This window comes from Enterococcus sp. LX10 (genome assembly GCF_023539285.1).
GTDB classification, from domain to species: Bacteria; Bacillota; Bacilli; order Lactobacillales; family Enterococcaceae; genus Enterococcus; species Enterococcus faecalis.
The window spans coordinates 1,178,957-1,201,289 of sequence record NZ_CP092784.1 but is presented as its reverse complement, the minus strand read 5'-3'; the positions used below and the strand labels follow the sequence as shown (position 1 = coordinate 1,201,289).

Genomic DNA, 22,333 nt, shown 5'->3' with positions numbered 1-22,333 from the left:
CTTAATTTCCGCTTTGTGCACGATGATATGAAAAACGGTTTCCTAGAAAAACACCAACGAATAAAATAACTATACTTCCTAAAAAAATACCACTGTACAACCAAAAGTTTATGGATATTTCTCGGTGAACCCCAAGAGATTCAACACTTTCAGGAGAAGTGACCGTTGCCGTCTCTTTGAACAGAAAAGGCCTTACCTTTTTATCAACTGCTAATGTTTTTGCATTCTGTTCTGTCCTAAATACATCATTTTTTGCTTCGTTGACAACCCTCGCTTTACTTTGATTGACTTCTTTTTCTCTCTCTGCTTTTATCGGTAAAAACAAATCTGGGATAATGAAATTCACTTCTACGTTTTTTTTCTGCTGATTGTCTTGGTAGAGCACTTGATTATTTATTTTTAAAGTGCCTACTTCTTCTGCTTTTGTTTTTGTTGATGTCAATGACAAATAGAGCATACTAACACTTAGAACAATCACTATTTTTATTATTTTTCTCATGGCTATTCCTCCGGTCGTACAAATAAGTTAAGGACAATACCTAAAACAAGTAAAACGATTAAAATAAGGTAACTAACCCAACTAATTTGTACGCCATTTACTAAAGCAGTAAAGCCATTTTGGATATTTTGAAGCGGCGATAAACGATAGAGCCAATTGCTTAATGAGCCTACCTTTGTTGCAATGCCTAATAAAGGTGTCAACATGAAAAATAACCCCAGCATAGCTCCATAAACATATAAAGTAAGTTTTTTAAATTGGCGTAAACAAGCACAAACCAAAAGGGAACCGCTAGCAAATACTAAGAAACTATAGCTAAACCAAGCGAATCGATTTATTTGAGATACATTGAACACCAGTAGAAGTGAAAAGACACTCCCAAACAAAATAACCGTAATCAAGAGTAATAACAGATTTGGTATATTTTGCCAAACTCTGGTTGGTTCAACCAACGCATCCGCTACAGTAACTGTTCTTTTCTTCATAAAGCCTTGGAAAGTTAGCGCAATAACGAATGTTAGAATACTAACAATCAAGGTAGCGTAATAGGGAATTAAAGAGACTTGTCGTGTTTCGCCAAAGATTCCTTCTCCTTGAATTGGGCTCGCAAGGAAACTAAATACCCGTGGATTATCAGCACCGCCGTCTCTTGTATTAGCCAATACTTTTTCAAATGTTTTGGCATACTCTTCATTTTCTTTGGTTGTTTTCTTTGACTCATCAATTGAATCATTTAAGTTTGCTAAGATATTTTGCGCATGATCTTGAACTTTGGTTGTTGAGGCTTTCAATTCTTTGATAGTCGGGGCAACATCTTTGACTTTGGCTGCTGAATCAGCTGTTGTTAGACTAGTTTCTTTCGTTGTTTGCATTAACGTTTGCATCATTTTAACTAAATTTTCTGTTTCTACATCTAAAGTGGTGGTTTGATTTTCTTCTGGATGTGGATTTCTTTCATCAATTACAGAAGTAGCTCCCACTTTTCCAGCTTCTTGCCAAGTAGCATATGTCGCATTGACTTGTTTTGTTGCTTCATCAAACCATGTATTTAATTTCTCCGCTTCTCGTAATAATTTTTCAGGGACTGTCATTAAATTTAATGTTCCGTAAAGTGTTGTAGGTCGTCCGTCTGCATTTTGATCTGTCTCAGTACCAATTAATTGTTTCAATTGATTAATTTGTTCATCTGTTTCTCGATATAATTGATTTCCTGTTTTTTTATATTCGTCTAATAATTTATCTGTAATCATCATGGTTTGCTCGTTTTCAGTGATATTGTCGTACATCCAGTAAATGGATGTCTCACCCGCTAACTCTTCAATTGTTTTATCCTGATTTTCAGGAGCGGTTAACATTGCTGCATACTCTTGAATAGATAGACTTTGATTAGGCGTACCATATAAAGTCACAATTTGTTGTGATACAGTATCTAAAAGTTGAAATTGCTTCATGATTTCAGGAATATCGGTTACTAATGGTTGGTCCATTGCAATATACACAGCAAACGAACGTACATTTTGAAGCTCATTATTTACCCACCAAGAATAATTGATCTGATTAAATGCTGTTTTTTGTTGTTCTGGTGTCAGTTGCCAAGCCATTGGTAAGTCAATTGTTAAAGAAAGTTTTTCTGGAAGTGAGAGCAAATCATTTGCTGGCTCAGTTACTTTTTCAGATTCTTCTTCGGATTCTTCTGCCAACTCTTCTTGCGTATTTTCTTCGTCCACTTCATCATTCTCAGGAATCTCAGCTTGTATTTTCACTGGTTTGGTAATTGTTAGCTGTGTTGGGGTAATTGCTGAAATATCAATGCTGTAACCTGCACCTGCTAACTGCTGATTCAAAGATGTTTTAATTGTTTGAACTTTTGAATCATCTAAAAGAAATGACAATTCGCCATTTTGTGTATTGGTTTGTCGTAATGAAATAACCGACTCTTGATTTGTCGCTAGTGAAAAAGTTACTTTTTCTTGTGGAATCGCTATAGTATCTTCATGAAGTTGTTTAGGTTCCAAATACATAAAGCGGCTTGAATTGGTGAAATCAAGTTCATGCTGTTCTGCATATCGCTGAATAATTTGTAACTCATCACGGAAAAGATTCCCTTGTTCAACTGAAATCCTATTATTCATTTCTAATTCACTAACGAGTCTTTCTAAACTTACAAAAGAAATTTCACTTAGTGATTCTTCCAATCTTTCCTGATAATTTTTATCTAAGTTAGGTATATTTTCTTTTTCGTTCGTAATTAACTGAATAATCGCTTGCTTAATTTGAGTGTCTGTTGCTATCTCAGGTGTTGCTTCAAGATCATTATAATATGTAGCCGCAATTTGCTTTTTTAACGCAGTTAATTGTTCTACTTGCATATGTAGTTCTGCTATTTCTTTTTGTAGTTCGCTAATGCGATTGCTTTGTGTTTCTTGAAATAATTTAGATTCTGATAAAAAGTCAACATAAATCCCTGAGCTTCCTTGTTCACTTGGTGTATAGAAGGAGCTAAACTGATTGATTACCATTCCATTTAGTTGATCGAATTGTTGTTTGTATACTGTCGTGTCACTTTCCCATTGATTAGTCAATTCTTGTTTTTGTCTCTCAAACTGTTCATTAAATTGTGCAATTGATTTTTTTATTTTTTCATTTGCTTCTTTCGAATACTCGCCCACTGATTTTTTCGTATCTTCCGTTGTTTTACTAGTTGATTCTAAGCTCTGATTATTGCTTTCTAATAAGGTTTGTACTGATTTTACAAACGCTTCTTGCTCGGTTGTAAATAATTTATTGTCCTCATCTAAAATACTAGCCGTACTTAATACTGTCGTATAATTCATGGGAATTTCTTTAAATGGTTGCTGAATTGTTTCTTCTAATTGATTTTGATACAGCAACTGCGTATCAGTAATTTGGTTAACGTTTTGTTGTGCGATAACCAAATTTCCAACAATACTGGAAAAATACATCTGAATTACGCGTTGGTTAAAATCTTTTAAAATAGTATTTACTTTGTCTTGAATTGCTTGATTGGTCAATTCATTTTGCCCGTCTCGCACTTGGTATTCAACAAAAGCCTGTTCTGGACTAACAGCTTGCAGTGACAATAGTTTCTCCGAAAAATCTTGCGGAATAATAATTTGAGCATCGAATTGTCCATTTTCAACACCAGACGTTGCGATATTCCGAGTCGTTGTTTCCCATCGATTAGCTGTATCTTTGTTAATTAATGTGACAAAATCAGAACCTAATGCATAACGTTTTCCTTCAAAACTTGCGCCTTTATCTTCATTAACTAATGCGTACTGCATCTTTGTTGTCTGATCTTTGCTACTTCGAGTCACGTTCTCATCTTTAAACCCTAAATGAATGAAAAAAAGTAATAACAAGAAAGTTGCTCCAATTGCTAAGGCAAAAGGGATACCTTTTTTTATTTTCCCTTCCATTATCTTCTCTCCTTTAGAAAAAGCGCTAGTGCAATTCATTGCGCTAGCGCTTCAATCTTTGATCAATTAAAAGCCAAATGATCCTGCATCTTGACGGTCACGTTCTGCGACAGTATCTGCATATTTGTTTAATTGTTGATTAATACTAATCAATAATTCTTCCATCTGTTTGACATTACCTTCTAATTGATTGTACTGTTCCAGATACGCTTGAAATGCTTGCCCTTTCCATTGTTGTGAGATTTGTTGGTTCATTGAATTCACTTTACGAATTGCATCTTGAATTTGAGACGATGCTTGCGAATATACTTTCGCTTGTGATTTCAGTTGTTCTGGTGTTACAGCAATTGATCCTGCCATAAGTAATCCCTCCACATTTTTTATAGTTTTATTACCTGTTACAAATATTATAACTATATATAAAAAATATAGTCAACAACTATTTAAAAATATACGTATTCGCATAAAAATAAATATAACAATAAAATAAACAAATAAAAACTCTTAAAAACAACATTAAAAACCCGTCCAAATCAATATCCATCAAAATAAAAACAAAAACAACTGATAAACAAAAATTATTCAAAAAATATTTAAATAAAATTTTAAAAAATAAATAAATTCTGTTAAATTGTTATTTTTTAACGTCAGATAAATTAACAAGTAAACATGTATTTTATTAAAAAAACAATTTATTTCTTTAGCAAAAAAAAAATTAAAAGATAGGAAAACTTATCACATTGATAAGTTTTCCTATCTTTTATTCATTCTTTTTCTCTACTTCTCTAAATAAAACTCAAATCGACTTCCTGCATACTGCGTACGAACATATTCAAAAGGTAGTCCGTTTTCAAAATAGGATACTTGGCGCACACGCAGAATCGCATCACCTCGTTTAATCTCTAAGTATTCTGCGATCTGTTCCGATGCTTGAACAGCAGAGATTGTTTGGTTAGAATGGCCAATTTTGTGGCCAGATTTAGCTTCAAGTGTTTTATAAAAAGAGTTCGTGATTTCAGATTTGCCATATTGCGAGACCAATGAATAAGGAATGCTCGCCACCTCAAAACAAATCGGAATGTCATCCGCAAAACGAATTCTTTCCATTCGTAAAATTGAATCTTCTGGACCTAGTTGTAATTTTTCCATCTCACTAGAACTAGGTTTCGCTACAAAATAAGACACCGTCCGACTAGAAGGAACGCGATTTTGAGACAAGGTAATTTCTGTAAAACTAGTGGTACCTGTCATTGTTTCTTGAACTTTCTTACGTGCTACATACGTTCCTGAACCGATTTTTCGTTCTAAAATCCCTTCGTCTGCTAACGTCTGAATGGCTTGGCGTAAGGTCATTCGACTAACATCAAATTTCAAGGCTAATTCTCGCTCAGAGGGCAAACGATCCCCGATACTCCAGACACCTTTTTCAATATCTTCTTTGATTTTATCGTGAATTTGAATATAAATTGGTATATTTTGAACCATTTACGCTTCCTCCTCTTCGTTCATCTCCTCTTCTATTATAACTGGTATAGACCGTATAAACAACCAAAAAATGATAAATAAAAGAGGAATTGGAATTTTTATCAAAGTTGGTCTAGTTGCATGCTTTCTTTTTATAACAAAAACATTTGGCTTAGTCAGTAAAAAGTGACCAAGTCAAATGTTTTTAAACGAATTTCTATTAGTTATTATCTTTTTACATTTTCTTCTTTCAACAACTTGTTCGCTGTGGCCATCATCAAACGGATTCGGTTCAACTGATTGACCAAAGATACCCCTGGATCATAATCCACCGCCGCAATGTTTGCTTGCGGATATTGACGTCGTAGCTCTTTCACGACCCCTTTTCCAACAATATGGTTCGGTAAACATCCAAACGGCTGCATACAAACGATGTTATTCACCTCATGTTTTAAGAGCTCAATCATTTCAGCTGTTAAAAACCAACCTTCACCCGTATGATTGCCAATTGATAAAATTTTACTTGCGTCTGCTGCCATATCATAAATGGAATGAATGCCATCAAAACGGACCGACTTTCTCAATGCCTTATCCATTGGTTTTTCTACCAATTCAATGATTTTTATCGCAAATTCTGCTAAACGTTTGCTTTGTTTTGACATGCCCATATTTTCGTATTTCCAAATTTGATTGTACAAAGAATAGTTCATAAAGCCAACAATATCTGGCACAACTGCTTCAGCACCTTCTTCTTCTAGCAAACGCACAATATCATTATTCGCTGTCGGCGAATATTTCACTAAAATTTCCCCGACCACACCGACTTTTGGTTTTTTTATCTCTTGTAAAGGAATTTCATCAAACGTCCGAATAATTTTTTTCATGAAGTGATTAAATTGTGTCAGCGAACCATTCCGGACATTGGCTTCCACTCTTTTTAGCCAATCTTGGTGCAGTTGATCCACCATTCCTTTTTCTGTTTCATAAGGTCTTGTTCGATAAACTACTCGTTCGAATAAGTCACCATATAAAAAGGCAACTACTAAGCGTTTGATCATTGGCAACGTAAATTTAAATCCTGGATTGGATTCGACCCCTTTATTACCCATCGAAACTGAAACTACAGGAACTTGAGAAAAACCAGCATCATTTAAGGCTTTTCTTAATAATGGAATGTAATTCGTTGCGCGACAACCGCCCCCCGTTTGCGTCATTAAAACACTGACATTATCCAAATCATATTGACCACTTTCCAAAGCTTCGACTAGTTGTCCGATAGAAATAATTGCTGGGTAACATGCATCATTATTGACATATTTTAACCCGACATTCACGGCTTCTTTATCCTGCGCAGGCAAACAGACGACATGATAGCCAGAAGCTTGTAATGCTACATCGACTAATCCAGATTGATGAATCGGGCTAAGCATTGGTAACAGTAAAGTATGTGTTTTTTTCATTTGTTTTGTAAACACTATTTTCTCTGGCTCTTCCATTTGCATATGCGGAACAAACTGTTGCTTCTCCCGCTCATTGACAGCCGCTTTCAAGGAGCGCAACCGAATACGAATTGCGCCCAAATTCGCGCCTTCATCGATTTTGAGGACTGTATAAATTTTGCCAGACCGATCCATGATTTCTTCTACTTGATCGGTTGTCACAGCATCTAAGCCGCAACCAAAGGAATTCAGTTGGACAAGTTCTAAATTTTTCGTCTTAGCCACTACTTTAGCCGCCGCATATAAGCGAGAATGATAGACCCATTGATTCACCACACGTAAATTCTGCACGTCTCCAAGATGCGAGATACTGTCTTCTGTCAAGACATGGAATCCTTCCTGTGTAATGACTTCGGCAATGCCGTGATTAATTTCTGGATCCAAGTGATACGGTCGTCCCGATAAGACAATTCCTCTCTGGCCTTTTTCGGTTAACATGGCTAACGTTTCTTCGCCTTTTTCTTGAATTTCTTTTTTAAAAGCTGCTAATTCTTGATAACCATGATGCAGCGCTGTTTGAATTTCTTCTAGGGAAATCCCTAAATCAGCAAAATTTTCAGCTAAAACTTTGGCAACTGCAGCTTCATTCGCTAAATTAAGATAGGGATTTCGATAATCCACTTGGCCCTCTCTGATGGCATCCACATTATTTCGAATAACATCTGGGTAGCTTTGCACAATTGGACAATTAAAATGATTATCTGCTTCCACTGTTTCTTGCTGTTCAAAAACAACACCAGGATAAAAGATAATTGGCACTTGCGCATCAATTAATGCTTGAATATGTCCATGCGCCATTTTCGCTGGGTAACAAACCGTATCACTTGGAATCGTTTCAAGACCTTGTTCATAGATTTGCTTATTAGAACGTGGCGATAATTCGACCCGAAAGCCCAAGTCAGTAAAAAATGTATGCCACAAAGGATAATTTTCATACATGTTTAGGACTCTAGGGATACCCAAACGCCCACGAACCGCTTTATTTTCCCGCAAAGGTCGGTACTTAAATAACTTACGGTACTTATAATCAACCAAATTCACTTTGCGTTCTTCTCGTTTAATTTTAATTCGCGCACCACGTTCACAGCGATTTCCCGTAATAAATTGGCGCCCATCTGAAAACACTGTGACCGTTAATTGACAATTGTTTTCACACAAGCCGCAATGAGTAAATTCCTTTTCAGAGGTAAATGCCGCTAACTCTTCTAAAGAAAGAAGCGTGGTTTCTTCCCCAATTTCATAAGCGTCCAAAGCAATCAGCGCTGCCCCATAGGCCCCCATCAAACCAGCAATAGAAGGACGAACCACTTCACGACCGCTAATTGTTTCAAAAGCTCTCAAGACCGCTTCATTGTAAAATGTTCCTCCCTGGCAGACAATCTTTTCTCCCAACTCTTCAGGTCGGCGAACCTTAATTACTTTATAAATGGCATTTTTGATGACTGAATAAGATAGTCCAGCAGAAATATCGCCGACAGAGGCCCCTTCTTTTTGAACCTGTTTCACTTTTGAGTTCATAAAAACAGTACACCGAGAACCTAAATCAACAGGCGCTTGCGATTCTAAAGCCGCCAAAGCAAAATCCTTCACATTATATTTTAAAGATTGCGCAAAGGTTTCGATAAAAGAACCGCACCCAGAAGAACAAGCCTCATTTAATTGAATGGAGGAAAGCACGCCATTTTTAATGGTCATCGCTTTCATATCTTGTCCTCCGATATCCAAAATAAAATCCACACCTGGCTGAAAATGGTTGGCTGCTTTGTAATGGGCCATCGTTTCAACTTCACCAATATCGACTTTTAACGCATTTTTTATTAGCTGTTCTCCATATCCTGTAACAGCCGCTTTTCCGATAAAAACTTCTTCAGGCAGTTGTTGATAAAGTGATTTCAGTACTGTCATGGTGGTTTCTAAAGGTTGCCCTTGGTTATTACCATAAAAAGAAAACAACAAATGACCATCTTCATCAATCAATGTGACTTTTGTCGTTGTTGAGCCTGCATCAATCCCTAAAAAGGCCACGCCAGTATGTTGAGATAAAGGTTTCTCCGTTGCTTGGGCTTGCGCGTGTCTTTCTCGAAAATCTGCTAAATCTTCTGCGCTGTTAAATAACGGTGGTAACGTGTCGCTCGGCTGTAAATCAGTAGCCTGGCTGTTCACTAAGCGCTGAATTAATTCTTCCAATGTACATTCGGCTGCATCTTCTGAATAAAGTGCTGCTCCCATTGCTACAAACAGTTGCGGTTGTTCTGGAAAAATAACATCTTCTGGCTGAATTGCTAAGGTTTCAATAAACCGTTTTCTCAATTCTGACATGAAAAATAAAGGTCCCCCTAAAAACGCTACTTTACCTTTAATTTTGCGACCAGCAGCTAACCCGGCGATTGTTTGATTAACTACCGCTTGAAAAATACTCGCCGCGATATCTTCTTTCGCTGCTCCTTCATTGATTAAAGGTTGAACATCCGTTTTAGCAAAAACCCCACAGCGGGAAGCAATCGGATAAATAGTTTGATAATTCTTCGCCAATTCATTCACTCCATTGGCATCCGTTTTAAGTAAAACAGCCATTTGATCGATGAAGGCGCCTGTCCCACCTGCACAACTACCATTCATTCGTTGCTCTAAAGCACCATCAAAAAAAGTGATTTTTGCATCTTCTCCGCCAAGTTCAATAGCAACATCCGTTTCTGGGATTATTGTTTCAACAGTTCGTGTACACGCGATAACCTCTTGAACAAAGGGAATCCCTAATACCTCAGCCAGCCCCATACCACCAGAGCCAGTTATGCTCATTGTCACAGGTTGGTCTGCACCGATCCTTGCTAGCCCTTCTTTTAAAATGCGTTCCGTTGCTGCTTTGACATCTGAAAAATGGCGTTCATATTTTGTAAAAATAGGCTGATTTTGCTTATTTAAAAATACTAATTTTACTGTCGTTGACCCAACATCAATCCCTGCTCTCATAACCATCAATTAAAATACCCCTTCATTTTTCAACAGTTTGTTGATTATTATACAAACTGTTTGTTATAATAGATATACCTATTTTAGAAAGGTTCTAAATGATTTGCAACAAGCAATTTACCCTATTTTGTGAGATAAACAACAAAGTTTCCACGAATGTTGACTATCTCGAAAGGAATTTATGATGGCAAAGAAAACAGACCTTAGAGTACAACGAACCAGAAAAATGATTATTGAAGCTTTTTTTAAACTTGTAGAAACGAAAGGCTACGAAGCGGTGACTATTCAAGATATTGCTGATGAAGCTATGATTAATCGTGCGACTTTTTATGCTCATTTTAAAGACAAACAGCATTTATATGATGCAATCTTCACCTTTACGCTTAGTGCTTTCACCGCTATTCTTGATTCGCAACAACTGGTTAATGGCAACCGTGTCCGCGTGAAGCACATTGAAGAACTTCTGACGCAGCTCTACATTAACATTCAAGAGAACAAATCTTTCTTCTTAACTATCATGGACAATAATTTCAACGAACACTTTCGAAAACGCTTAGCTGAAATTATCGAAGAAAAATATGCGACGATTTTTTCGCAGTTGCGTATTACCGAAAATGATATTGACGTACCGATAGATTTTGTTATTGAATACATGACCTCTATCTTCATCGGTACCCTTCATTGGTGGATTACTAGCGAAACGGATATGACACCCAATCACTTAGCCCAATTAGTTATCAAATTAGTTGGTAATGGTCATTTAACTGTCTTAGGCATCGAATTAGAAAAATAAAAACACCGGAGTAGACAATAATGTTGTCTGCTCCGGTGTTTCTGTTAAAGACGAGTTAGTTTTTTGAACGCCATTTGATATTGTGGGCTGTATTTCTCGAAGAAGTGACTTTAACACCACTTTTGATGTTGCCTTTTTTACGAGGAATTAAGTCAACTTTGACATCATACTTACCATCGCGTGCTAAATCGTAAACATTTTCAACCATTTCTGTAATTTTTTCTTTAAAGTTCATTCTTATCAACTCCAGACTATTCTTTCTTAATACTTTAGCATATTCTTATATAAATGAAAACTTTTCTAGCCTGTACATGAGGAAAATCTTACCTCATTTTTGTTATATAATTATACAAAAAAAGAACATCTCTCTACCAGAAATGTTCTGAAAACTGGGGTAGCTGGATTCGAACCAACGCATGACGGAGTCAAAGTCCGTTGCCTTACCGCTTGGCTATACCCCAAAAAGAAAATGGAGGAAAGTGGATTCGAACCACTGAACCCTAAGGAACGGATTTACAGTCCGTCGCGTTTAGCCACTTCGCTATTCCTCCAAAAAGTCATTGTCGCTGTAACGACCTGACTTAGTTATAATACAATCTTTTCCAGAAAAAAGCAACCCTTTTTTTAAAAAAATTGTTATTTATTTTTTATTCACTTAAATTCCATTGACGAATAATTGTTTCAAAGGCTTCGTCCAGATTTTTTGCTGTACCTTCTTGCTTACCATCAATTTCAATGATGAATTTTTTATCATTTTGCGGAATGACACGACCGATTTCTTTTTTACCAATAAATAATTTGTTCATTAAAACGTTCGCTCCATTGTATTGGGCTTTTTCTTCTTCAACACGTACTTCAATATCTTTATTCTTTTTTGACATCTCTATCCCTCCAAGAACTCTATGTTATCAGAATCTTTGAAACAAAACAAGCACTCGCTATTTCTCTGTCAGATTGTTCGTTTATCGTTTCAATGCAGCATTAAGGAGTAACGAAATGCGATTCGCTACTCCTTAAAGGCTGATTTCTATTCTTTTTCTGAACCTTCTGCTGCATGATAGTTCACGCTATTTGAGGTACCTTTTTTAGAAAAGTTTTCAATTAGCTCTTTCACGTCAAGGCCCGTTGTTTCTTTTAGTGTTTCTTGTGTACCAGCCAACAAGTTTGTTGCATAATTGGTAATACGGTTGGCGCCAGAATTTTCGCCACCTGCGCCTGTATCTACCACTGAAATCTTGTCGATGTTGCCCAATGGTTGTGCTGCTTCTTTCATTAATTGTGGCAACATTTCCATCACCATACTTAACACAGCTGCTTCACCATATTCTTTGAAGGCATCAGCAATCTTTTGTTTGGCTTCGGCTTCCGCTGCACCACGAGCTAAAATAGCTTCGGCTTGCGCTTGACCTGTTAAACGCGTTTTGTTGGCTTCCGCTTCGGCTAATGCTTCAACTTTGAAGCGCTCTGCTTCGGCTTCTGCCACTTCACGTGCTTTTTGAGCAAGAGCTTCTTGTTCACGTGCATAACGATCTGCATCGGCTTTTTTCTTCACTTCTGAGTCGTATTGTTTTTCACGACGCGTAATTTCTTTTTCTTCTAACTCAATTTGTTTTTGACGTTCAACGACTTTGACTTCCATTTCTTGTTCCACCACGTGTTGTTGTGCACGCGCGCTTTCCAAGTTATAGGCTTGGTCTGCTTTGGCTTTGGCAATGTCTTGTTCTTGTTTGTATAACGCTAATTTCAATTCTTTTTCTTTTGAAGCTTCTGCAATTTCTGTTTGACGTTGCAATTCCGCTTGTTGTGATTCTTTTTCTGCTTCCGCTTTTTTGATGCGAGTTTCTTTCAAGGCTTCTGCTTCAGCAATATCTGCATCACGTTTAACTTGAGCGATTCTTGGTTTCCCTAATGAATCCAAGTATCCATTTTTATCACGAACTTCTTTAATTGTGAACGACACAATAACTAAGCCCATTTTAGCTAAGTCAACACTGGCAACTTCTTGTACACTTTGGCTAAATTTATCACGATTTTGGTAAATTTCTTCCACTGTCATTGAACCTAAAATCGAACGTAAATGTCCTTCTAATACTTCACGTGCTTCATTTTCTAATTCTTCCGTTGTTTTTCCTAAAAATTGTTCCGCTGCTGTCGCAATTTCTTCAACTGACGAACCAATTTTAATGATTGATGTCCCATCACACATCACAGGAACCCCTTGTTCTGTGTACACTTCTGGTGTAGAAACATCTAATTTACTTGAAAGCAAACTAATTCGATTTGAACGTTGGAACACTGGTAAGACAAACGCACCACCGCCACGAACGATTTTAATTTTGTTGCCACCTTCGTCTACATGAACATTTTTAGAGCCTAGATAGCTCCCGCTGATAATTAACGCTTCATCAGGTTTGGCTGTCTGATATTTAGAAACAAACACAATTAATAACATTAATAATACTAAAACTGCAATAATAATCGGTAACAAAATCCCCATTTTCTTCTCTCCTACTCTATATTTTTAGACTGCCTTCGTAAGGAATGACATAACAAACCCGTTCTTTCAATTCAATAATCAATACCTCACTACCTCTTGGCGCAGCCACTTCTTGTGGCACATAAAATGCTGCTGGTCGACTTAACGAACCTGTGACACTCTTCAATTGAATCTCGCCCATTCCTTGGACAGGAATTGGGGTAATCACAGTAGCAACACGACCCTCCATGTCTTTTTCCGAAATAGAAATTGTGGCCTCCGAATTTTTCAAAGGGACCAACACATAAAAATTTAGGAAGAAAACAATAATGGTTGAAAGAATACCACTGACAATTAAAATAAGCCAACTATTCACCGCTGTTAATTCTTCCCCAAGGTACCCAAACAGCGAGGTAAAAGCAATCCATGGAATAATCAGCATTGGGTCCACCGGTCCATCAAAATTAAAAACATCCCCAAAAATAATTAGTAAAAAAGCGAGGACCGCGCTCCCCACTAATGCATAAAAATAAACCGTTTCCAATGGTAGACCTTCTAACACTTTTCCCACACTCCTTTCTGTGCTATAACCTAGTAATAGTGTACCAATTTTTAAATAAAAAGAGTAGTAATTTCCAAATAAATCTCAAAAGATACATCTTAAGACCTATTTTTTCTTAATAAAAGAAGCAGCAATAAACGAGCAGTCCTAGAATTATCGAACTTCTACGGACTGCTCGTTTTTAAAATGTGCTATTCATTTGATTTTAACGCTTCAATCATATTGATTTTCTTCAATTTCCGATGCATAATGACCATCACAAACAACGTGAAACACATGGTGATGACTGCGGAATACAGATAACTTGGCCAATGAATAATTGGCGAAAACATAATTAAATCAACTTCAACGGTTGCTAAAATATATTGATGCAAAATTTTCCCAAAGAAGCAGCCAACAATAATACCAATGAACGTTAAAATAATGTTTTCACGGTAAACATAGGTGGTGACTTCACGATCGTAAAACCCTAAAACCTTAATCGTGGAAAGTTCTCGAATCCGTTCAGAAACATTAATGTTGGTTAAATTATATAACACAATTAACGCTAAAGAACCAGAAACAGCAATTAGTACCCAAATGACAATATCAAGGCTTTTCAGCATATCATCAAACGAACCTTTCATCGCAGTTAAAAACGTAATGTTCAACACTTTCGGCTGTTTTGTCAACGCCTCTCCGATTGAGGTTTCTTGTTTTGAGGATAACTTTTTGTCAAAAAGTAGGAATTCTGTATTATACTCCGGCTTCTGTTTCATCATCGTCTGGTAGAGTTTCGGCGTCATATAGACAAAATGACCCGTGTAGTTTTCTGCAATCGCGGCAATTTTCACGTGATAGGTTTGATTATCACTATTTTCTAAATTTAATTGATCTCCGACTTTATAGCCAAATAATTTAGCTAATTTTTCATTAATGATTACACCGTCATCGTTGAGGGAATATTTTTCTCCAGTGACTCGATCATTAAATAACTGAAAATCAGCCATTTTCGAAGGATCTTGTGGCACATAAAGAGTAATATTTTGAGTTGGTGCACCTTGGCCCTTCGTTTTAAAGATTTCTGAATATAACGGAATTGTTTTATTCAAACCATCCAGTTTGCGCAACGTTTCTTGATACTCTTTTGTCTCTTCAGGTGTTGTTTGCTCTTTAAAAGTCACGACTGCTTGGTAATGCCAGATTTTATTAAATTGAATTGTAGCGACATCCACAATTGAATCGCGTAAACCAAAACCAACAATTAACAGCCCCATACAACCAGCTATTCCGATAACGGTCATCAGCATCCGTCGTTTATAGCGGAACAGATTTCTAGCGGTCACTTTTTGAATAAAGCTCATGCGTTGCCATAAAGGGCGGATTCGTTCTAGTAAAATCCGTTGGCCTGCTTTCGGCGCTTTGGGTCTTAGCAAGGTAGCTGGGGTACTTAATAAATCGATTCTTAATGTCACTAAGGCCGCTCCCACAGTACAAGCTAAGGCTACAATAATGCCCCATAAACTGTAATTTAAGTACCACGGTGTAACTAAATCAGGAATATTGTACATTTGACCGTAGGCATCAAAAATTATTTTAGGGAATAGATAATAGCCAACTGCCAATCCTAATAATGCACCCGTTAGGCTAGCAACCGTTGCATAGGTAATAAAAATCGAAGCAATTTCACGATTACGATAACCTAAAGCTTTCAAACTACCAATTTCCATTCTTTTTTCTTCCACCATACGTGTCATGGTAGTTAAGCTGACTAATGCCGCAATTAGGAAAAAGAACAACGGGAATAGCGTGGCTAAAGAAGAAATCCGATCAGCGTTATCTTGATATTCAGAAAATCCTGGATTGTCTTCCCTGGTAAAATAATAATACGTTGGGGCTTTCAAATTGGCTAGCTCTGTTTCTTTTTCAGCCAACAGTTGTTCCTGTTTAGCCAATTCGTCTTTTTGCTTTTCAAGCATCTCAGCTGGAATTCCTAGTTGTTGCTCCAACTGCGCAAGCGCTTGTTTTCCCGTTTCTAGCGCTTGTCGACCTTGGTTAATGTCCGGCTGAGCCGAATCACGTAGGGCGGCAACCTGTTCTTCTGGCCGATTTTTCAGTGCCTCTTTTACCTGATTCAAGGCCTGCTCTCTTTTCTTTTCATAATCAGAGGAATACGTATTTTGATGTTTTAATGAACGAAATAAGATTAGCAATTCTGGATACCGTTGACTGTCAAAGGCTTTTTCCGAAACCACGCCAAAAAAGTTTAACGTTCCAGACCCGACCGTTGTGGTTCCCCTGGATGTATTATCAATATATTCTGGTGAATTGATAAATCCAACAACAGTAAAATGAGTTTGTGTCAGCCCTTTTTCTTTAATCGCTGCATCGTTTAAAGTGATTTTATCACCCATTTTATAGTCATATCTAGTTTTCGCTAATGTATCTAATGCAATTTCATTTGTTTGTTTAGGTAACCGACCGTCAACTACTTGATAGTTAACCGATCCTGCTTGATTTTTTCGATAGCCAAACAATTTTACTGCATTATTTTGCGGCCCAATCGTGGCATCTATTGTATACCGCGGCACAACTGTTTCGACATCTTTTAAAGACTGTAGTGTTGTTAAATCTTTCTTTTCCAGTCCCATTGTAGAAATTATTCGCGCATCTGGAAGCTGCTCTTTCTGGTAATAATTATTCGCGGTTTTAATCATATCTGGGCCAGTAGCTTTCAAACCAACAAAGACCATTACACCAAGGAAAATAATCCCCATAATCGATAAAAACCGTGTAGTAGATTGTCTAATTTCACGTAAGCTTGTTTTAATTAGCGCTGTTTTCTTCATTTTAGGCACCTACCATTCAATTTCAGCAACCAATTTAGGCTGATCATTCACAGTCATTTCACGAACTTTCGCATCATTAATTCGAATTACCCGATCGGCCATTTCTGCAATGGCTGAATTATGGGTAATAATTAAGACGGTCGTTCCTGTTTCACGAGCAGTGTTTTGTAAAATGGTTAAAATTTGTTTCCCTGTTTCATAATCCAGCGCTCCTGTCGGTTCATCACATAAAAGTAACTTGGGCTTTTTAGCAATCGCACGGGCAATGGTTACTCGTTGTTGTTCACCACCAGAAAGTTGCGCTGGAAAATTATCTAAACGTTCCCCTAAACCCACCGATTGTAAAACATTGGTCGAATCCAACGCATCCGCAACGATTTGCGAAGCCAATTCGACATTTTCTTTTGCTGTTAAATTTGGGACTAAATTGTAAAATTGGAAAACAAACCCGACATCATTGCGTCGATAAGTGGTTAATTGTTTCTCTGAAAACTGAGCGATATCTGTGCCATCAATAATAATTTCCCCTTCATCACAGCTGTCCATTCCACCAAGAATATTTAAAACAGTTGATTTTCCAGCACCGCTGGGGCCTAAAATAACCGCTACTTCTCCTTTTTCCACTTCAAAAGAAATGCCGTCATTCGCAGTAATAGTTGTCTCTCCCATTTGGTAACGCTTGTATTCATTTTTGACTTCAATATAGGCCATCCACTATCCCTTCCCTTCTACATTAAAATAGTAACATATCTGAGAAAACAAGTCTTTCAAAGAAAAGCCTTTTTTGATTTTTTAGCAAATTTACGTATAATAGAAAAGATGGTCCACTTAAATTTGGACTATTGCAAGTATAAAATTAGAGGAGCACGTTATGGCAAACAGAAAGAAGAAACCACCATTTAATTCAACCATCATGCTGATTGGCGCATTAATCATTTTAATTTTAGGCGCGGTTGGCGTTAAAGTTCCTGATGCTTTACAAGATTTATTTAATGTTCAACCACAAACAACCACCCCCTCAAGCACACCAGCACCAAAAGGAGATAATCCTGGACCCATTGAAAATGGTAAAGCCACATTTTCAGCAGAGGAATTAAAGGATAGCTCAAACGGCTGGATTACTTATCATTCACTAGATCGTCTAAAACGAGCGACAGGCGCTGATGCGCTATTAAAACCCGCAATGGTCAATACAGGAACTTCCGCTAATAAAGATATTCGACCAGCTGGTTTCATTTCAGGAAAAGCTAATCATTCGCGTGGCCACCTAATCGGCCGTCAAATGGGAGGCAGCGGTGATGATCCACGTAACTTAACCACCTTGTATCAGAATCCTGTCAACACTCCTTATATGACGAAATATGAAAATCAGATTCGGGCAGCTCTTGATCGCGGCGAAACCGTTCGCTATCGCGTGACACCTGTATATAACGGAAACGATTTGTTGGCTGAAAAAATCATCTTAGAAGCCAAAAGCCTTAAAACAAATTCACCCATTGATTTTTCAGTAACTATTTTAAACAAACAATAAGGAGGAACTTTCATTGGATTTTGAACAGCTAAAAGAAACATTACCCGATGCAAAACCACAAACATTTTTGCAAGCAATCCTCTCTCAACCTCAAGAAGAGGATGCTGAATTAACTTTCAGTGAAGAAATTGATGAACAGTTTGTCGAAAATTGTAAATTTTTAGCCTCTCCGGAAACCATTTCTGAAACAGATGTGGAACATTGGCGCGAACAAGAATTTTTAGTTGTCGCCCAAAGTTTAGATGGCGATTATCTAGCAGGCACTCTGGAGCAAACCTTTGTGATTCCTAGCTCCCTTTACAAAGAGGATATTGAGCAATTTGACAAGCAATTAATCGATTTTTTTATTGCCTACGAGAACAAAGAAATCACTTCTGCGATTTTACCAAAAGAATTATAAAAAAAGCTTGCGGATAAATTTCCGCAAGCTTTTTCTTGTGTCTTATGCTCGATAACGTTCAACGCCATCTAAATAAGTAGCTGCTAATTCCATGGTTGGTTCTAATACGATAAAGTCAGCATCACGACCATTTGCAATCATGCCGCATTGATCATCAATTTTACAGCTGATCGCAGGAACTAATGAAGCCATCATAATTGCTTGTGCAGGTGTTGCAATACCCCAATCAACTACATTTTTAATTGCTTCTTTTAGTTTTAAAATACTACCTGCTAAGTTCCCAGTATCCAAACGAGCCGTTCCTTCTGCTACCACAACAGGAAATTCACCTAAATTGTAGTTGCCATCTGGCATACCGCCAGCCATCATGCAGTCTGTAATTAACGCAACGTGATCATTGCCCGCTTTTTCCATCAATACTTCAGCCGCTTGCGGATGTACATGGTGTCCATCACAAATTAATTCAGAGAAAACGTGTTGTAACGTTAACAATGCACCAACCATCCCTGGTTCACGGTGATTTAAGCCACGCATCCCATTATATGCATGAACAAAAACGCTAGCGCCTGCTTCAACTGCCACATCAGCTTCTTCTAAGGTCGCATTACTATGGCCTAAAGCAACAACGACACCTTCATCTGTAACGGTTTCAACAAATTCTTTCACACCATTACGTTCTGGTGCCAACGCAATTTTCTTAATAATTCCGCCTGAAGCTTCTTGCCATTCGTGGAATGTATCAAGGTCTGGATCTCCAAAATAACTTGGATTTTGTGCGCCTTTATGTTCTTCAGTAAAGAAAGGTCCTTCAAAGTAAATCCCTTGAATTTTTGCACCAGGCACTTCTTGGTAGACTTGACCAATCGTACGTGCAACGTCTGTTAAACGTTCTTTACTTGAAGTTAACGTTGTTGGTAAAAATGAAGTTACACCACAAGATAATAAGCCTTCAGACATCACTTTAATGCCTTCTGCATCGTTATCCATTACGTCATGATTCATGTAACCATGAATATGAGTATCCACTAAACCTGGGGCAATCCATTTGCCTTCCTCACGAATAATTTTTACGTCCCCTTGCGGTTCATCTTTTGTATAATTACCAAAGATACCATCCGTAATTTCTAAATAACCAGGTCCTTTAACATCGCTTTTTAAAAAGAACTTGTCTGCAAAGATAAATGTTTTCATCTTCATCCTTCTTTCTTTATTTTACTTACTTCAAAAGTACTCTTAATCAGTACAAAAGTCAAGAAATGGTGTAGACCTTTTAAGCAATTCTGAGGATTTTTTAAAGATTGCCACTTTCCACATTTTTCATTTGTTGTGCTAAGTTTAGATAACGTTCTGCTTCTTCGTGTTTATTCTTTCTCATTAAAACTAAATATTTTAGATTTAATAATTCACTTAAATAATAATAACTATTTTTTTTGCGGGCCCAAGTAATTCCTTGATCCACATAAATTTCGGCATCTTTTTCTGTATAATTTTTGAATAAGAAATCAGCATAATTAAAAAATATTTTCGTTAACTCTGCATTACTGCGTTCATTTGGCAATTGATTAAAATAATGAATACTCAAACTTAAAAATCGTTCTGCTTCTACTCGATTGCCCATGTAACCATAAGTGGCACCTAGACAACTAATTAATTGAATCTCTAAATCAGAAACATTTAATTTATCGGCTTTATAGGTGAAAGATAACCCTTTACGCAAGCTAGCAATAGCTTTTTCATAATCATTTAGAACAAACAATTCACAACTACCTAAATAATAATAATATTTTTGCCAGTCCGTATCTAAATACAATTGTTCTTCAATACGATTTTCCTTTAAATAATTTAATAATAATTGATATTTTTTATGGCGAAAATATTCAGCCATTTTTTCAAATGAATACGTAACAACATGCACATCACCAGATTTGTAACGCATAATCTGATCAACAGTCACACCTAAACGATCACAAAGTTGTTGCATTACGAGGACGTTTGGCAACTCTTCATTGTTTTCAATGCGACTTAAAACACTTTGCGAACAGATGTCTTCTGATAACATTTTCTGTGTCAATTTTCTATTTTTTCTAATTTCTTTAATAACTGCACCTAAAGAATTCATCACAATAGCTCCTATTTATATCGGCCATTTTCCTTGCAAAATGGGGATTTTGTCAAAATATGCGAATTCGCATTATGCTTTTATTGTACTTTATTGCATAATATACTGCAAGAACATTATCTAAGGTTTTCTTAGAAAATAAATAGGTTCATTTTTATTAAAAAGGAGTGTTATTGTATGGCCGAAGAGAAAAAGGTTCACTTCATTTGGGAAAAAACAAATTATTCAGGCTTTGTGGAGAAGGAGTATGAAAATTCTTATCTCATCGTAGTAGCAAATCCTAGTCCTGATATGGAAGAAAAATATACCAACCGAATGATTATTAGTAAAAAAGCATGTGAAACCGCAGAATAGTATTGTTGATAAAACAAGAACTACCAAAAAATAGCTTCGTTAGAGGCTATTTTTTGGTAGTTCTTTTATTTTTGTTTGTAGGTACTTAAAAATTCACGCATTTTATCTGCTGTAGTTTTTAAGTCTTCCATCTTCGGTAAATAAACAATACGGAAGTGATCGGGTTGTTGCCAGTTGAACCCACCACCATGGACTAATAAAATATGATGTTTGTGTAAGAAATCTAAAACAAATTTTTCATCATCATAAATGTCAAATTTGGCCGTATCAATTTTCGGGAAAATATAGAAAGCTGCTTTAGGCTTCACGGCTGATAAACCAGGAATATCATTTATCGCATTGTAAATAAATTCTCGTTGTTCGTAAATTCTGCCACCTGGCAAAAGTAAATCATCGACACTTTGATAGCCACCTAATGCGGTTTGAATGATTTGTTGTGACAACACATTTGAGCATAACCGCATGGAAGCAAGCATATTTAGCCCTTCGATATACCCTTTTACTCGTGATTTATCTCCACTTAACACCATCCAACCGCATCGGAAGCCTGCCACTCGATGTGATTTTGACAAACCATTCAATGTTACGACAAATAAATCAGGTGCTAATGTAGCAATCGGTACATGAACCAAACCGTCCATGACCAAACGATCATAAATTTCATCGGAGTAAATAATTAAATCATTTTGACGTGCCACTTCGACAATTTCTAGTAATAACTCTTTCGGATATAAAGCACCAGTCGGATTATTTGGATTTATAATAACGATTGCTTTTGTATTCGAAGTTATTTTTGATTTTATATCATCAATGTCTGGATACCATTCTGCTTGCTCATCACAAATATAATGAACAGGTGTACCGCCCGCCAAAGAAACAGAAGCAGTCCATAAAGGATAGTCTGGCATTGGCACAAGTACTTCATCGCCGTTATTTAACAAGCCTTGCATACACATGGTAATTAATTCACTCACGCCATTACCAGTGTAAATATCATTAATCGTTACATTAGGAAATTTTTTTAATTGGCAATATTGTTCAATCGCTTTTCTTGCAGAAAAAATACCTTTTGAATCGGAATAACCTTCTGAATCGCGAACATTCACAATCATGTCGCGCACAATTTCATTTGGGGCATCAAAACCAAATGGCGCTGGATTCCCTGTATTTAATTTCAAAATACGTATGCCCTCTTCTTGCATGCGTTCTGCTTCTTCTAAAACAGGACCACGGACATCGTAACTTACGTTATTTAATTTATCGGATTTTTTAAAATTTCTCACACGGACTCCCTCGCTTCACAAATTTATACTCTAAAGTTACGCCAACTATAATGAAAAAGCAATAATAAATATCAGAATTTAATAAAAAATTGATGGTTTTTCCGTAATAAACAAG

At 36.8% G+C, this 22,333-nt stretch carries 18 protein-coding genes and 2 tRNA genes; 4 read left to right on the top strand and 16 right to left on the bottom strand.

The genetic code is table 11. The features are described from left to right. Position 1: 1 nt before the first annotated feature. The 5 genes from MKZ30_RS05770 to MKZ30_RS05750 all read right to left on the bottom strand — a co-directional run bounded on the left by MKZ30_RS05770 (position 2) and on the right by MKZ30_RS05750 (position 9,878). The gene (locus MKZ30_RS05770) at positions 2–499 is read right to left on the bottom strand and encodes a hypothetical protein (protein WP_033601341.1); all 498 of its coding nucleotides are present in this window, start codon (positions 497–499) and stop codon (positions 2–4) included. Between the two features lie 2 nt (positions 500–501). Beyond that, positions 502–3,978 (bottom strand): type VII secretion protein EsaA, encoded by a 3,477-nt coding sequence (gene esaA / locus MKZ30_RS05765; RefSeq protein ID WP_033601340.1) that lies wholly within the window; start codon positions 3,976–3,978, stop codon positions 502–504. Positions 3,979–4,005: 27 nt separating this feature from the next. Continuing rightward, the gene (locus MKZ30_RS05760) at positions 4,006–4,299 is read right to left on the bottom strand and encodes a WXG100 family type VII secretion target (protein WP_002357798.1); all 294 of its coding nucleotides are present in this window, start codon (positions 4,297–4,299) and stop codon (positions 4,006–4,008) included. Between the two features lie 417 nt (positions 4,300–4,716). Beyond that, entirely contained in the window at positions 4,717–5,424 is a 708-nt protein-coding gene (locus MKZ30_RS05755; protein ID WP_002357800.1) for a GntR family transcriptional regulator, read from the bottom strand. A 206-nt stretch (positions 5,425–5,630) separates the two neighbouring features. Continuing rightward, positions 5,631–9,878, bottom strand: coding sequence for a 2-hydroxyacyl-CoA dehydratase (locus MKZ30_RS05750; protein ID WP_033601339.1), 4,248 nt, complete (start codon positions 9,876–9,878; stop codon positions 5,631–5,633). A 175-nt stretch (positions 9,879–10,053) separates the two neighbouring features. On the opposite strand from MKZ30_RS05750, the gene MKZ30_RS05745 reads away from it, so the two are divergent. After that, a complete protein-coding gene (locus MKZ30_RS05745) occupies positions 10,054–10,665 on the top strand; it encodes a TetR/AcrR family transcriptional regulator (protein ID WP_002357803.1) in 612 nt (203 codons plus the stop codon). Positions 10,666–10,720: 55 nt separating this feature from the next. Here the strand turns inward: MKZ30_RS05745 and MKZ30_RS05740 are convergent, their stop codons facing one another. The 8 genes from MKZ30_RS05740 to MKZ30_RS05705 all read right to left on the bottom strand — a co-directional run bounded on the left by MKZ30_RS05740 (position 10,721) and on the right by MKZ30_RS05705 (position 17,242). Further along, positions 10,721–10,900, bottom strand: coding sequence for a hypothetical protein (locus MKZ30_RS05740; RefSeq protein ID WP_002357804.1), 180 nt, complete (start codon positions 10,898–10,900; stop codon positions 10,721–10,723). A gap of 154 nt (positions 10,901–11,054) precedes the next feature. After that, positions 11,055–11,126 (bottom strand) — tRNA-Gln (locus tag MKZ30_RS05735). Between the two features lie 9 nt (positions 11,127–11,135). After that, positions 11,136–11,216: transfer RNA gene (locus MKZ30_RS05730), tRNA-Tyr, on the bottom strand. A gap of 96 nt (positions 11,217–11,312) precedes the next feature. Next, a complete protein-coding gene (locus MKZ30_RS05725) occupies positions 11,313–11,546 on the bottom strand; it encodes a DUF2969 domain-containing protein (protein ID WP_002357806.1) in 234 nt (77 codons plus the stop codon). 146 nt (positions 11,547–11,692) lie between these two features. Further along, the gene (floT, locus tag MKZ30_RS05720; protein WP_002365565.1) at positions 11,693–13,162 is read right to left on the bottom strand and encodes a flotillin lipid rafts scaffold protein FloT; all 1,470 of its coding nucleotides are present in this window, start codon (positions 13,160–13,162) and stop codon (positions 11,693–11,695) included. 16 nt (positions 13,163–13,178) lie between these two features. Beyond that, positions 13,179–13,703: an NfeD family membrane protein gene (locus MKZ30_RS05715; RefSeq protein ID WP_010713462.1), complete on the bottom strand. Its 525-nt coding sequence runs from the start codon at positions 13,701–13,703 to the stop codon at positions 13,179–13,181. Positions 13,704–13,894: 191 nt separating this feature from the next. Then, positions 13,895–16,531 carry an FtsX-like permease family protein gene (locus tag MKZ30_RS05710; RefSeq protein ID WP_113792499.1) on the bottom strand — a complete coding sequence of 879 codons (2,637 nt, stop codon included), beginning with the start codon at positions 16,529–16,531 and terminating at the stop codon, positions 13,895–13,897. Between the two features lie 9 nt (positions 16,532–16,540). Then, complete coding sequence (locus MKZ30_RS05705; RefSeq protein WP_002363831.1) at positions 16,541–17,242, bottom strand: ABC transporter ATP-binding protein; 702 nt, start codon at positions 17,240–17,242, stop codon at positions 16,541–16,543. 160 nt (positions 17,243–17,402) lie between these two features. Here MKZ30_RS05705 and MKZ30_RS05700 point away from each other — a divergent pair, with 160 nt between their 5' ends. Beyond that, complete coding sequence (locus MKZ30_RS05700) at positions 17,403–18,062, top strand: DNA/RNA non-specific endonuclease (protein WP_002363828.1); 660 nt, start codon at positions 17,403–17,405, stop codon at positions 18,060–18,062. Positions 18,063–18,075: 13 nt separating this feature from the next. Next, the gene (locus MKZ30_RS05695; RefSeq protein WP_002357813.1) at positions 18,076–18,462 is read left to right on the top strand and encodes a hypothetical protein; all 387 of its coding nucleotides are present in this window, start codon (positions 18,076–18,078) and stop codon (positions 18,460–18,462) included. 42 nt (positions 18,463–18,504) lie between these two features. On the opposite strand, the gene nagA is transcribed toward MKZ30_RS05695, so the two are convergent. Next, the gene (gene nagA / locus MKZ30_RS05690; protein WP_249958800.1) at positions 18,505–19,653 is read right to left on the bottom strand and encodes an N-acetylglucosamine-6-phosphate deacetylase; all 1,149 of its coding nucleotides are present in this window, start codon (positions 19,651–19,653) and stop codon (positions 18,505–18,507) included. A 100-nt stretch (positions 19,654–19,753) separates the two neighbouring features. Then, on the bottom strand, positions 19,754–20,581 hold the full coding sequence (locus tag MKZ30_RS05685) for a helix-turn-helix domain-containing protein (protein ID WP_002381942.1): 828 nt from the start codon (positions 20,579–20,581) through the stop codon (positions 19,754–19,756). Positions 20,582–20,758: 177 nt separating this feature from the next. Here MKZ30_RS05685 and MKZ30_RS05680 point away from each other — a divergent pair, with 177 nt between their 5' ends. Then, positions 20,759–20,935 (top strand): hypothetical protein, encoded by a 177-nt coding sequence (locus tag MKZ30_RS05680; RefSeq protein ID WP_002357816.1) that lies wholly within the window; start codon positions 20,759–20,761, stop codon positions 20,933–20,935. Between the two features lie 65 nt (positions 20,936–21,000). Here the strand turns inward: MKZ30_RS05680 and MKZ30_RS05675 are convergent, their stop codons facing one another. Then, positions 21,001–22,218: a pyridoxal phosphate-dependent aminotransferase gene (locus MKZ30_RS05675; RefSeq protein WP_002357817.1), complete on the bottom strand. Its 1,218-nt coding sequence runs from the start codon at positions 22,216–22,218 to the stop codon at positions 21,001–21,003. Between the last annotated feature and the right edge of the window lie 115 nt (positions 22,219–22,333).

Coding starts and splice junctions, on each gene's coding strand:
- MKZ30_RS05725 (WP_002357806.1), bottom strand. CDS start 11,546: ATGTCAAAAAAGAATAAAGATATTGAAGTACGTGTTGAAGAAGAAAAA.
- esaA (WP_033601340.1), bottom strand. CDS start 3,978: ATGAATTGCACTAGCGCTTTTTCTAAAGGAGAGAAGATAATGGAAGGG.
- MKZ30_RS05770 (WP_033601341.1), bottom strand. CDS start 499: ATGAGAAAAATAATAAAAATAGTGATTGTTCTAAGTGTTAGTATGCTC.
- MKZ30_RS05745 (WP_002357803.1), top strand. CDS start 10,054: ATGATGGCAAAGAAAACAGACCTTAGAGTACAACGAACCAGAAAAATG.
- nagA (WP_249958800.1), bottom strand. CDS start 19,653: ATGAAAACATTTATCTTTGCAGACAAGTTCTTTTTAAAAAGCGATGTT.
- MKZ30_RS05680 (WP_002357816.1), top strand. CDS start 20,759: ATGGCCGAAGAGAAAAAGGTTCACTTCATTTGGGAAAAAACAAATTAT.
- MKZ30_RS05700 (WP_002363828.1), top strand. CDS start 17,403: ATGGCAAACAGAAAGAAGAAACCACCATTTAATTCAACCATCATGCTG.
- floT (WP_002365565.1), bottom strand. CDS start 13,162: ATGGGGATTTTGTTACCGATTATTATTGCAGTTTTAGTATTATTAATG.
- MKZ30_RS05685 (WP_002381942.1), bottom strand. CDS start 20,581: ATGAATTCTTTAGGTGCAGTTATTAAAGAAATTAGAAAAAATAGAAAA.
- MKZ30_RS05755 (WP_002357800.1), bottom strand. CDS start 5,424: ATGGTTCAAAATATACCAATTTATATTCAAATTCACGATAAAATCAAA.
- MKZ30_RS05750 (WP_033601339.1), bottom strand. CDS start 9,878: ATGGTTATGAGAGCAGGGATTGATGTTGGGTCAACGACAGTAAAATTA.
- MKZ30_RS05740 (WP_002357804.1), bottom strand. CDS start 10,900: ATGAACTTTAAAGAAAAAATTACAGAAATGGTTGAAAATGTTTACGAT.
- MKZ30_RS05705 (WP_002363831.1), bottom strand. CDS start 17,242: ATGGCCTATATTGAAGTCAAAAATGAATACAAGCGTTACCAAATGGGA.
- MKZ30_RS05710 (WP_113792499.1), bottom strand. CDS start 16,531: ATGAAGAAAACAGCGCTAATTAAAACAAGCTTACGTGAAATTAGACAA.
- MKZ30_RS05760 (WP_002357798.1), bottom strand. CDS start 4,299: ATGGCAGGATCAATTGCTGTAACACCAGAACAACTGAAATCACAAGCG.